General features: G+C 66.5%; 8 protein-coding genes. 1 reads left to right on the top strand and 7 read right to left on the bottom strand.

Features of this window, described 5'->3' with window-relative positions; genetic code table 11:
• Positions 1 to 33 precede the first annotated feature (33 nt).
• The 7 genes from H4O11_RS02445 to ligA form a co-directional block, all read right to left on the bottom strand.
• The gene (locus tag H4O11_RS02445; RefSeq protein ID WP_182337837.1) at positions 34 to 2,556 is read right to left on the bottom strand and encodes a membrane-bound PQQ-dependent dehydrogenase, glucose/quinate/shikimate family; all 2,523 of its coding nucleotides are present in this window, start codon (positions 2,554 to 2,556) and stop codon (positions 34 to 36) included.
• Positions 2,557 to 2,749: 193 nt separating this feature from the next.
• A complete protein-coding gene (gene gyrA / locus H4O11_RS02440) occupies positions 2,750 to 5,464 on the bottom strand; it encodes a DNA gyrase subunit A (RefSeq protein WP_182337836.1) in 2,715 nt (904 codons plus the stop codon).
• A gap of 205 nt (positions 5,465 to 5,669) precedes the next feature.
• The gene (gene mtnA / locus H4O11_RS02435; protein ID WP_182337835.1) at positions 5,670 to 6,734 is read right to left on the bottom strand and encodes an S-methyl-5-thioribose-1-phosphate isomerase; all 1,065 of its coding nucleotides are present in this window, start codon (positions 6,732 to 6,734) and stop codon (positions 5,670 to 5,672) included.
• A 20-nt stretch (positions 6,735 to 6,754) separates the two neighbouring features.
• A complete protein-coding gene (locus H4O11_RS02430; RefSeq protein WP_246333263.1) occupies positions 6,755 to 7,423 on the bottom strand; it encodes a DUF3011 domain-containing protein in 669 nt (222 codons plus the stop codon).
• A gap of 162 nt (positions 7,424 to 7,585) precedes the next feature.
• Positions 7,586 to 8,539 (bottom strand): EF-P lysine aminoacylase EpmA, encoded by a 954-nt coding sequence (gene epmA, locus H4O11_RS02425; protein WP_343042756.1) that lies wholly within the window; start codon positions 8,537 to 8,539, stop codon positions 7,586 to 7,588.
• Positions 8,536 to 9,018 carry a GNAT family N-acetyltransferase gene (locus tag H4O11_RS02420; RefSeq protein WP_182337833.1) on the bottom strand — a complete coding sequence of 161 codons (483 nt, stop codon included), beginning with the start codon at positions 9,016 to 9,018 and terminating at the stop codon, positions 8,536 to 8,538. The genes epmA and H4O11_RS02420 overlap by 4 nt, the downstream gene beginning before the upstream one ends.
• A 47-nt stretch (positions 9,019 to 9,065) precedes the next feature.
• Positions 9,066 to 11,531 (bottom strand): NAD-dependent DNA ligase LigA, encoded by a 2,466-nt coding sequence (ligA, locus tag H4O11_RS02415; RefSeq protein ID WP_220466547.1) that lies wholly within the window; start codon positions 11,529 to 11,531, stop codon positions 9,066 to 9,068.
• 311 nt (positions 11,532 to 11,842) lie between these two features.
• Here ligA and H4O11_RS02410 point away from each other — a divergent pair, with 311 nt between their 5' ends.
• Positions 11,843 to 12,295 (top strand): REP-associated tyrosine transposase, encoded by a 453-nt coding sequence (locus H4O11_RS02410; protein ID WP_182338389.1) that lies wholly within the window; start codon positions 11,843 to 11,845, stop codon positions 12,293 to 12,295.
• The last annotated feature ends 487 nt before the right edge of the window (positions 12,296 to 12,782 follow it).

The raw sequence follows: 12,782 nt of genomic DNA, 5'->3' as shown, positions 1-12,782 counted from the left end.
TGCAGGGGCGCGAAAAGGGGTTGCGCTGCTGCCCTATATCTTCTTCCCTTCGGGCAATGCGTAGGCGATCACGTAATCGCCCGGCGGGGTCTCCATGAAATGATGGCCTCCCGCCATGATGACCACGTACTGACGACCCTGGTACTCGTAGATCATCGGATTGGCCTGGCCACCGGCGGGCAGCTTGGCGTGCCACAGCTCCTTGCCGGTCTCCATGTCGATGGCGCGCAGCAGGTCGTCGGTGGCTGCCGCGATGAAGATCAACCCACTGGCGGTAACCACCGAGCCACCATTGTTCGGCGTGCCGATGTCGATCGGCAGGCCGGAGCGCAGGCCAAAGGGCCCGTTGCCGCGTGCGCTGCCGAACGGACGATCCCACAGTGTCTTGCCGGTACGCATGTCGATGGCACGGATGCCACCGTATGGCGGCTGCTTGCACAGCAGCTTGGTAAAGGGAAGACGCCAACCGGCATTGACGTCGATGGCGTAGGGCGTGCCCACCTGCGGATCGCCGGCACCTTCCGCGCCGCCCTTGTCGGCCGTCATCTGTTCGCGTGGCAACCAGCCTTTGCGGTCGGCCACGGCACGCGGCACCAGCCGGTTGTAATTGGGCATGTCGTTGTAGTTGGCGATGATGACGCTACGCCGCGGATCCACCGCCACGCCACCCCAGTCCGAGCCACCGTTGTAACCAGGATATTCGATGGAATGGCGGTCGGTTTCCGGTGGCGTATAGAAACCCTTGTAGCTCGCCTTGCGGAACTGGATGCGACACACCAGTTGGTCGATCGGCGTGATGCCCCACATGTCGCGCTCGGTCAGGTCATCCTTGCGCAGCGTATGGAACAGCGAAAACAGCTGGCGTGGCGCACGCTGGTCCGGTTCGACACCGCCACCGGGAACGTCGCGTTCTTCCGCGTCGGTCAGCAGCTTGCCGGTCCGGCGGTCCAGCACATACATGTCACCCTGCTTGGTCGGCAGCAGGATGGCCGGCACCTTGCCGGCCGGGGTCGGATAGTCGACCAGCGTGGCCTGTGAGCCGAGATCGTAATCCCACACGTCCTTGCGCACCGCCTGGAAATGCCAGGCCGGCTTGCCGCTGGTCACGTCGATGGCCACCAGCGAGGTCGCATAGCGGTTCTGGTTCTCGGTGCGCGAGCCACTCCAGTAATCGCCCGCCGAGTTGCCCATCGGCAGGTAGACCAGGCCGAGCGCATCGTCGCCGGTGGCGGTGGTCCACATGTTCGGGGTACCGCGGGTATAGATCTCGCCCTCCGGCGGCGCGCCGGAGCGATCCGGGCGGTCCATGTCCCAGGCCCAGCGCAGCTTGCCGGTCACCGCATCGTAGGCCTGGATGACGCCCGAAGGTGCGTCGCGACGCTGGCCATCCAGCACCTGGTGGCCAGTGACGATCACCCCGCGCACGATGGCCGGAGGCGCGGTGATGGAGACGTAGCCCGGGGGTACATCACCCATGCCGACGGTGATGTCGACCTGCCCGTTGTTGCCGAAATCACGGCACGGCGCGCCGGTGGCGGCGTCCACGGCAACCAGGCGGCCGTCCAGCGTGCCTTCGATGATCCGTGCCGCACAGGCAGCCCTGGGGGCAACGGGTGCAGCTGCCGTGGCAAGGAGCGTGGGCAGTGCCAGATCGGCGGCGACGTCGTTGAGCAGCGTGTCGCGCGAGGGCGTAGCGGGCACTTCGTAGTACGACACCCCACGACAGGCGGCGGTATAGGGAATGGAGGCATCCTTGACCTTGGGGTCGAAGCGCCAGCGCTCCTTGCCGGTGGCCGCATCCAGCGCGATCAACTGGTTGCGCGCCGTGCACAGGTACAAGCTGTCACCCACCTTCAACGGCGTGGTCTCGGCCCCCCAGCGCTTGTCGGGCAGGTCACCGGTGCGGAAGGTCCACGCCGGCTGCAGGTTGGCTACGTTGTCCGGCGTGATCTGCTGCGACGGACTGAACCGCGTGGCCTCGTTGCTGCGCCCCCAGGCAGGCCAGTCCTCCGGCGCGGGCCGGTCCGCCGGCTGCAGCGGCGCTTCCTTGGTCGGCGACATGCCAGCCACCGCCAGCGGCTGCGGGAAGCCTGGCGCTGCCGCCGTGACCCCATGCGGCACGAACGCCAGGGTGAAGGCGGCGACGAACACCAGTGCGAGCACACCGGCAATGCTGCGCGAAATCCGCGCAGGTACCGGGCTGCGTAGTGTCGGTGCAAGCAACGCCAGCACGAAGCCCAGCGCGGTGACCAGGCCAAGGCGCGGTACCCAGCGCCAGTAATTGCTGCCCGACTCCCACCAGGTCCACAGCAGGGTACCGACGAACAACGCGGCGAACACCCAGGCGCCACTGCGCTGGTTGCGCCACAGCAGTACCCCACTGGCCAGCATGCCGATACCACCCAACACGTAGTACCAGGAGCCACCGAGCAGCGCCAGCCACGCGCCCAATCCCCCGATCACGCCCCCGAGCAGCAGCAGGAGCAGCGACAGGACCGTGATGAGCGCATGGCGCGGACGGGAGGAAACGACTTCGGAATCGGAAGATGCGGACATCGACGGCTCCTGGAGCTGGGCAGGGCGGAAAGCGCGGTGCTGCGATGATGTGCTGGCAACAACACATGCGCACTGGATCCCCGCCCGCGTTATCCCATCGCTGACGTGAACGTCATGCGATCTTTATCCAGCCGGAACGAAGACGCCGGCACGGGGCCGGCGTCTTCCATGCAACACATTGCAGCGCGTGATATCAGCCCTGCGGGTTGTCGCCTGCCGGGGCAGCGACAGCCTCCACCACACCGTCCTCGCCGGGCGCCATGGTGTCTTCGCCGTCTTCGATCGATGCATCCATCCGTTCAACGGCCTGCAGCTTTTCGTCCTTGGACAGGCGGATCAGGGTAACGCCCTGGGTATTGCGGCCCACGCGCGAGATCTCCGAGCCACGGGTGCGCACCAGGGTCCCGCCGTCGGAGATCAGCAGCACCTCGTCGGCCGGCCCCATCAACACCGCAGCCACCAGCTTGCCATTGCGTTCGCTGGTCTGGATGCCGATCACGCCCTGGGTACCACGCCCCTTGCGCGGATACTCCGGCAGCGGGGTGCGCTTGCCGTAGCCCTTCTCGGTGGCGGTCAGGATATACAGCGCGCCGTCATCGTCGCCGGCATCGACCGCGATCTCGCCGCCGTCCACGCCGGTATCCTCGACCACGTTGTTCTCGTCGTCGTTCTCGTCTTCCACGCCACCGGCGCTTTCGGCGACGATCAGGCTGACCACTTCCTCGCCCTTGGCCATCCTGATGCCACGCACGCCGGTGGCGGTACGGCCCATCGAACGCACCTTGTCTTCGCCGAAACGCACGGTCTTGCCGTTCGACGCGAACAACAGGATGTCGCGCGCACCGTCGGTCAGGCCGACACCGACCAGCGCATCGCCCTCGTCGAGGTTGATGGCGATCTTGCCGCGTGCCAGGCGGAAGGCGAACTCGCCCAGCGGGGTCTTCTTGACCGTACCATTGCGGGTGGCGAAGAACACGAACTGGCCTTCGGCATACTCCCGCACCGGCAGCACCGCCTGCACGCGCTCACCGGGCTCCAGCGGGATCCAGTTGATGATCGGCCGGCCGCGCGCGTTGGAGCCTGCTTCCGGCAACTGGTGCACCGGCAGCCAGAACACCTTGCCCGAGCTGGTGAAGGTGAGCAGCGTGTCATGCGTGTTGACCAGCCACAGCTGTTCGATGAAATCCTCTTCCTTGGTCGCCGCCGCGCTGCGGCCACGGCCACCGCGACGCTGTGCGCGGTAGGCGCTGACCGGCTGCCGCTTGGCATAGCCGGCATGCGACAGCGTGACCACCACGTCTTCCGGGGCGATCAGGTCGAGGATGTCCAGGTCTTCTTCGCTGTGGCGGATTTCAGTGCGGCGGTCATCACCGAACTCTTCGCGCACGTTGATGAGTTCTTCGCGGATCACCTGCAGCAGGCGATCCGGATCCTCCAGGATGTGGATCAGTCCGGCGATGGTTTCCAGCAGCTGCCTGTACTCATCCGTCAGCCTGTCCTGCTCCAGCCCGGTCAGGCGGTGCAGGCGCATCTCCAGGATCTGCGTGGCCTGCACTTCGGTCAGCTGGTAGCCGCCCTCGACCAGGCCCACGCCCTTGGGCAGGTCATCGGGACGCGAGGCTTCGGCGCCGGCTGCACCCAGCAGCGCACCGACCAGGCCCGGATCCCACACGCGGGCCAGCATGCGCTCGCGGGCTTCGTTGGGGTTCGGCGAGGCCTTGATCAGTTCGATCATCTCGTCGATGTTGGCCAATGCAACGGTCAGGCCTTCCAGCACGTGCGCACGCGCACGCGCCTTGCGCAGCTCGAACACGGTGCGGCGGGTGACCACTTCGCGGCGATGGCGGACGAACGCCTCCAGCATCTGCTTGAGGTTCATCAACTGCGGACGGCCATCGACCAGCGCCACCATGTTGATGCCGAACACCGACTCCATCTGGGTCTGCTGGTAGAGGTTGTTGAGCACGACCTCGGCCGACTCGCCGCGCTTGACCTCGATGTAGATGCGCATGCCGTCCTTGTCGGACTCGTCGCGCAGTTCGCTGATGCCTTCCAGCTTCTTTTCCTTGACCAGTTCGGCGATCTTCTCGATCAGACGCGCCTTGTTCACCTGGTAAGGGATTTCAGTGACGATGATGGATTCGCGGCCGTTGTCGGCCACTTCCACGTCGGCCTTGGCGCGGATGCGCACGCGGCCACGGCCGGTGCGGTAACCGGCGATGATGCCCGCGGTCCCGTTGATGATGCCGGCTGTCGGGAAGTCCGGGCCCGGGATGTATTCCATCAGGCCGTCGACATCGATGGCCGGGTTGTCGATCAGCGCGATGCAGGCGTTGATCGATTCGGTCAGGTTGTGCGGCGGGATGTTGGTGGCCATGCCCACCGCGATGCCGGCCGAACCGTTGACCAGCAGGTTCGGGAACCGGGTCGGCATGACCGTCGGCTCCAGTTCCTTTTCATCATAGTTGGGCTGGAAATCGACGGTTTCCTTGTCGATGTCGGCCATCAGCTCGTGGGCGAGCCGCGACATGCGCGCCTCGGTGTAACGCATCGCCGCAGCCGAATCGCCATCGACGGAACCGAAGTTACCCTGGCCATCGACCAGCATGTAGCGCAGCGCGAACGGCTGCGCCAGGCGCACCAGGGTGTCATACACCGACTGGTCGCCATGCGGGTGGTACTTACCGATGACGTCACCGACGATACGCGCCGACTTGAAGTAAGGCTTGTTGCTGTGCGCGTTGAGCTCACTCATCGCGAACAGGACGCGGCGATGCACGGGCTTGAGGCCGTCGCGCGCATCCGGCAATGCGCGTCCCACGATCACGCTCATCGCGTAATCGAGGTAACTCTTGCGCATCTCGTCTTCCAGGTTGACCTGGATGATTTCCTTGGCGGATTCTGCCATTCGGGTTCCGTTGTCTGGGAGCGGTCCAGTCCGCCGCGCCAGCCCCTTACGGAGCAGCAGCGGCGGAATCTCGATTAACCGGTGGATTCTACCACAACGGGCCGTCCTCCGCCCCTGTTCAGGCGGTTTTTACCGGCAAAAATCAGCAACTTAGGGCCTGGTTCGCAACCTGATGGCCCGTTGGCGCCGAGCCACGCCCGGAGGCTCAATCGCCGAAGGCCGCCTTCATGCTGGCCACGGTCGGGGCCAGGATCACCCCACGCTCGGTCACGATGGCATCGATCAGCTCACCCGGGGTGACATCGAATACCGGATTCCACGCCGCGATGCCTTCGGCCACGGTGCGGCTACCGCCCACCCCGAAGAGTTCGCCGGGGTCGCGCTGTTCGATCTCGATCTGGCTGCCGTCAGCGGTGTCCATGTCCACCGTGGACGAGGGCGCCACCACCATGAACTTCACCCCATGGTGGCGCGCGGCGATGGCCAGCTGGTAGGTGCCGATCTTGTTGGCGGTGTCCCCGTTGGCGCAGATGCGGTCGGCACCGACGATGACCCATTGCACCGCCCCGGTCTTCATCAGGTGGGATGCCGCCGAGTCGGCGATCAAGGTCGCATCGATGCCGTCCTGCTGCAGTTCCCACACGGTCAGGCGCGCGCCTTGCAGCCAGGGGCGGGTTTCACCGGCGAACACGCGCGCGATGCGGTCCTGCGCCATGCCGGCACGGATGACCCCCAATGCAGTGCCGAAACCGGCCGTGGCCAGCGAACCGGTGTTGCAATGTGTCAGCACCCCGCTGCCCGCTTCGATGAGCCCGGCACCAAGCGCACCCATGTGGCGGTTCGCTGCAAGGTCCTCGGTGGCGATGGCCTCGGCTTCGGTCTCCAGCACCTGCTGCCAATCCGCACCGGCGACAGCCAGCGTACGGCGCATGCGCGCCAGTGCCCAGGCCAGGTTGACCGCCGTCGGCCGCGATGCGTTGAGGCGCTGCAGCGCAGGCTCAAGTTTCTGCAGCGCCTGCGCGCCGTCGTCGGCCTGCACCGTGCGTGCGGCCAGCACCACGCCCCACGCCGCGGCGATGCCGATGGCCGGTGCACCGCGCACGGTCAGCGCGTGGATGGCAGAAGCCACCTCGTCGCTGCTGCTGCAGGCCACGTGTTCCACCACGAACGGCAGCTTGCGCTGGTCCAGCAGTTGCAGGGCATCGCCGGTCCACAGGATCGGACGGATGTGGTCATAGCGGGCGTAATCAATATCGGTGGGCGCGTTCATGCACCCATTGTAATGCGGGCTCAGTTCACCGAAAACTCGGCGCGGCACCCGTTGTCCACCCACACGCCCTTGGAATCCCATCCCCAGCTGCGTCCCTGCTCGCAGGGACTGCCGGAAAGCTGCTTGACCAGCTTCGCACCGACACTGATGCTGGCGCCGCAGAAACGCTTGCGCCGGTCCTTGGACTCACAGGTCAGCCGGCGCGGCACATCGACGAATCCACCGCCGTCTTCCGCCCCGACCTCGAAATCGCCCTGGCAGCCACGGGTGGTCCATATCTCATTGCGGCGGTATCCCCAGCTGTGTCCTTCGCGGCACGGCAATCGCGAGTTCTGCCGCAGCAGCCGTACCGGTGCGCCGTCCAGCCGGACCGGGCAGTTCTGCGGGCGCCCGCTGGATTCGCAACGCACCACCCGGCGCACCAGGCGCTTGCTGGCGTCGGTTGCCGGCGCGGCGTGGGCGGCGGCACGCGAGCGGAATTCAGCCCGGCATCCCAGCGTCACCCACACGCCGGAGCGGTCGGTTCCCCATTCGCTGCCGCGCACGCAGGCGTTGTCGGAAAACTGGCGCACCAGGTCCACGCCCTGGCTCACGTCCATATCGCAGTGCACCCAGCCCAGGTCGTGCGACTGGCAGCGCACCACCGTGCCGGCATAGGCGTCCCGCTCCTGCGCGGCGGCCGACGGCAGCAACGCGACCCAGAGCAGCAGCCCGCCCAGCGAGGTGCCCGTGCCTGCCAACAGCTTTTTCAACGACCACCCTGCCCTGTGTTCATGTTCCGACGCCACCATGCGGCACCGGGCGTGATAAGAGCATCATCGCCTGTCGCCTGCAAGGGCTGGACGCGCCGTTCAGGCGTTGGCGAAATCGAAAGCAAGCACGTCGGCGATGCGCGGCGTGCGCTGCATTGCCATCAGCAGCCGGTCCACGCCCACCGCTACGCCCGCACAGGGCGGCATCGCCGGCAGGGCCGCCAGCAGTGCTTCGTCGAGGGGGGGCAGCGGTCGACCCTGCAGGCGACGGCGCTGCAGGTCACGTTCGAAGCGTTCGCGCTGCTCCCGTGGGTCGCCCAGTTCGTGGTATCCGTTGGCCAGTTCCACCGATCCCAGGTACAACTCGAAACGCTCCGCCAGCGGTGGCGTGCCCGTCCGCACGCGGGCCAGCGCAGCCTGCGATGCCGGCCAGTCATGCACCACGGTCATCACCGCGTCATCGAAGGTGGGTTGAATGCAGTGCGTCATCAGCAGATCGAGCCAGTCGTCGCGGCCCAGGCCGTCCGCAGCGATCTCGATGCCAGCCAGTGGTGCCCGCAGCTGTTCGATCGAATCATCGAACGGATCCACACCCAGGTGCTGGCGATACAGCGTGCGGTAATCGACCACCTGCAACGTCGCCTGCCGGCCGACAAGGCCCAGGGCCTGCTGTACCAGCTCGGCGGTTTCACCGACCAGGCGATGGTGGTCCCAGCCCACCCGGTACCATTCCAGCATGGTGAACTCGGGATTGTGCCGGCCGCCCGCTTCGCCGTTGCGGAATACCCTGCCCAGTTCGTAGCAGTCGCCAACGCCGGCCGCGAGCAGGCGCTTGAGCGGAAACTCCGGTGAGGTACGCAGCCAGCGACGGCGCGTACCCGCATCGCGGTGGCCACTGAAATCGGCCTGGAAGCTGTCGATGTTGGGTTCGGTATTGCCGGCTGCCGACAGGATCGGCGTTTCCACTTCCAGCACGCCACGCGTGGCGAAGAAACCCCGTACCAGCGCATTGAGCGCGGCACGCCGGTGCAGTGCGTCCAGCAGCTGGCTCACAGCAGGCCATCCCGGGGATGGTCGAGCGGCAGGGTCATCAGGTCGCGCGTGTCGTCGATGTAACCCGTGGCCTCGTACAGGCGCCGCGCCAATGCGTTGTGACGGTTCACTTCCAACCGCAGGCGCGCCACCCCGCGCCCGCGCGCACGCTGCTCAACGATGGCCAGCGCCTGCTTGCCACGCCCGCCGCCGCGCAGGCCGGGGGCGAGGTAGAGCTCATCGAGCAGCGCGAAATGCCCGCCCTGCTCCAGGCTGAAGCCGATGGCGATGACCGCATAACCGCCAACGGCGCCATCCGCGTCCAGCCACAGCAGGACCTCGCCATTGCGTGGATCGGCCAGCAGCGCATCCACGCCGCGCTGCACGCGTGCCTCATCGAACTGGATCTGGTCTTCAACGTAGAACGCCCGCATCAGCGTGAGCAACTGCGCTTCGTCGGCGCGCGTAGCAAGGCGGAAATCCAGCGACGTGGTCTGCATGCCACTCTCCTTCTGGTACGGCCAGGCACCGGCCTGGCAGGTATTCGTCATTCGTGGCTGGCCAGGAAGGCCAGCAGTTGGTCTTCGTCCCATACCGGCACGCCGAGCGACTGGGCCTTGTCGAGCTTGGAACCTGCCTCGGTTCCGGCGACCACGAAACTGGTCTTCTTCGACACGCTACTGGCCACCTTGGCGCCAAGTGCTTCCAGCCGCTCCCTGGCCGCGTCGCGGGTCAGCGCGGTCAGCGTGCCGGTCAGCACCGCCGTCTGGCCATCCAGCGGTCCGGCAACCTGTTCGGCCTGGGCCGGCGCCCTGCGCAGGATATCCTGCATCTTCTGTTCGGCCTGCAGCAGCATCGCCCCATGGCTGTCACTGTCCAGCCAATGGGCCAGGCTGCGGGCGGTGTCATCGGGCAGGCCGGCATTGACGAACTGGCCATGCTCGGCATCCAGGATGGCGCCGGCACTGCTCAATGCCGCGACCAGCTTTTCAGCGCGCAGGCGGGTGATGCCGGGAATCTCGGCCTCCACCAACAGCTGCGCCAGGTCCAGTCCTTCGCGCAGTTTCGCGCTGGGCGGATGCGCATCGACGATCCGTACCTGGCCGACCTGCAGCAGGTCATCGATGGCCTGCTGATTGCCCGCCTGTTCGAAGAAATGCCCCAGCGAACGCGCCACCTCGCCGCCGATATCCGGCACGCGCTTGAACAGCGGCCACGGCAGATGGCGGATCAGCTCCAGCTCGCCGAACCAGTTCGCCAGTGCCTTGGCCGTGCTCTCCCCGACATGCTCGATGCCCAGCGCGAACAACAGGCGCTCAAGCGCGGCATTGCGGCTGGCGTCGATGGCCGCGATCAGGTTCCCGGCCCAACGGGTGGCGATCTTCCTGGTGTTCCAGTGGAAGGCTATCGGCTGCGCCAGGGCCTGGGCACGCCAGCCGGGGTCGTTCGCATCCAGCTTCAGCACCGCATTGAGCACGGCCGTGCTGCCTTCTGCGGGCAGGTGTGGCTGGTAGCTGGCGGCCAGCGCCGACGGGTCTTCGGCATCCAATACGAGTTTCAGCTGCAACAGGGTGTCATGGGTCAGGCGGTACAGATCGGCTACGCCGCGCACGATACCGGCGTCGACCAGCGTTTCGATGTACTTGTTGCCCAGCCCGTCGATGTCCATCGCCCTGCGCGAGGCGAAATGTGCGATCGCCTCCTTGCGCTGCGCCGGACAGCTCAGCTCGCCGGAACAGCGCCATGCCGCCGCGCCTTCCTCGCGCACGATCTCCGAACCGCACACGGGGCATTGCGTAGGCATCTGCCAGGCCGCGGTGCCTTGCGGGCGCCGCTCCAGGATCACGCTGACCACTTCAGGAATCACGTCACCGGCGCGACGCACGATCACGCTGTCGCCGACCCGCACGTCCAGCCGCTCGATCTGGTCGGCGTTGTGCAGGGTGGCATTGGATACGATCACCCCGGCAACCGCGACCGGCGCCAGGCGGGCGACCGGCGTGGCCGCACCGGTACGGCCGATCTGGATCTCGATGGCCTCCACCGTAGTGCTCTGTTCCTGTGCGGGGAACTTGTGCGCGATGGCCCAGCGCGGCGCACGCGCGACGAAACCCATGGCCTGCTGCCCTTCGCGATCGTCGAGTTTGTAGACCACGCCATCGATGTCGAAAGCCAACCCATCGCGCCGCTCGCCCACGTCCCTGTAGTACCCCAACAGGCCTTCGGTATCGGTGACCACCTTGCACAAGTCGCTGACCGGAAAGCCCCAGGCGCGGAGCTGTTGCAGCAGCTGCGAATGGGTGTCGGGCAGCTCGCCACCCTCTACCAGCCCGGTGCCATAGGCGAAGAAGCTCAGCCGCCGTTGCGCGCTGATCTTCGGATCCAGCTGGCGCAGCGAGCCCGCGGCGCCGTTGCGTGGATTGGCCAGCACCTTGCCGCCGTGCAGGCGTGCGCGCTCGTTATAGGCTTCAAAATCAGCGCGCGCCATGTACACCTCGCCACGCACTTCCAGCACGTCCGGCCAGGCACGGCCATGCAACCGGTGTGGGATGTCGCCGATCTGGCGCAGGTTGGCGGTGACATCCTCGCCCTTGCTGCCGTCGCCGCGGGTGGCGCCCTGCACGAACCGGCCGTCTTCGTAGCGCAGGCTGATCGCCAGGCCATCCAGTTTGGGCTCGGCGGAAAACGCCAAGGTGCGGCGCCCCAGGCGGTCATCGATGCGGCGCACGAAATCCGCGACCTCTTCATCGCTGAAGGCGTTGCCCAGCGACAGCATGGGCACGGCATGGACCACTTCGGTGAAACGCGAGGAGGGTCGTCCGCCTACGGTCGCCGTAGGCGAATCGATGCTGCCCAGCTCTGGATGCGCCTGTTCCAGCGCCTGCAGCTCGCGCACCAGTGCGTCATAGTCCGCATCCGGGATCAGCAGCTCGTCACGCTCATTATAGGCTTCATTGGCGCGCGTGATCTGGCGACGCAGCGCCTCGATGCGCTGGGCGGAGGTTGGGCTCATACGGATCCGGTGGTCCATGGACAGGCGGCGATTCTACCGCCCATGGTGTGTTCTGGCCGATTACGCCGCGCTGCATGTGGGTGACGGGCATGGCCCGTCACTACCTGCATTGGTAGAGCGGGTCCATGACCCGCTGCTTCTGCGGCGCTATTGGTCCCCACTACACCGCGCTGCGCGCGGGTGACGGGCATGGCCCGTCACTACCTAGGTCGGTAGAGCGGGTCCATGACCCGCTGCTTCTGCGGTATGCCGATATGCCGGAACGGCAAACGCCGATACGGCTCCTGGCGCGGCTGCGACACGCTGGCCGCATGTCCAGCTCTCAACTCGCCATCGGCCGCTGGTCCTGTGTTGGACACGTTTATTCAGTGACCGCCGTGGTTGCCGGCCGTCGTCCGGTATTCGAAGATCCCGGCAATGCCGCCATCGTGGTGGACGGCATCCGCGCGGCAGAGCGTGCCGGACGAAGCCGGACGATGGCCTGGGTGGTCATGCCCGACCACCTGCATTGGCTGCTGGAACTGCGCGCCGGTGTGCTCGCGGACTGTATCGGCCAACTGAAATCACGCAGCGGGCGCTTGGTGAATCGACGCATGGGATGGCATGGATCCCTGTGGCAGGCCGGGTATTTCGATCATGCGCTCCGGCGGGAGGAGTCGCTTGTCCGCCACGCGCGGTACATCGCAGCCAATCCCGTGCGGGCGGGGTTGAGCCAGCAAGTCGGTGAATACCCCTTTGCATGGTGCAGATGGCCGGAAGGATGACAGGCCTGGCCGGTCATCCGGGAAGATGCTGCGGACATGACGACGGATACCTGCGCCGCGCTGCGCGTGGGTGACGGGCATGGCCCGTCACTACCTGCACTGGTAGAGCGGGTCCATGACCCGCTGCTCCTGGGGCGCTATTAGTGCGACTATCCCGCGCTGCGCGCGGGTGACGGGCATGGCCCGTCACTACCTGCAATGGGTAGAGCGGGTCCATGACCCGCTGCTTCTGCGGCGCTGTTGGTCCTACTACACCGCGCTGCGCGCGGGTGACGGGCATGGCCCGTCACTACCTGCATTGGTAGAGCGGGTCCATGACCCGCTGCTCCTGGGGCGCCGTTGGTCCTACTACACCGCGCTGCGCGCGGGTGACGGGCATGGCCCGTCATTACCCGCAATGGGTAGAGCGGGTCCGTGACCCGCTGCTTCTGCGGCGCTGTTGGTCCTACTACACCGCGCTGCGCGCGGGTGACGGGCATGGCCCGTC

This window comes from Stenotrophomonas tumulicola (assembly GCF_014117215.1).
Classification (GTDB): domain Bacteria; phylum Pseudomonadota; class Gammaproteobacteria; order Xanthomonadales; family Xanthomonadaceae; genus Stenotrophomonas; species Stenotrophomonas tumulicola.
Note: the sequence above shows the minus strand (reverse complement) of the source record. Positions and strands in the feature narration are given on the sequence as shown.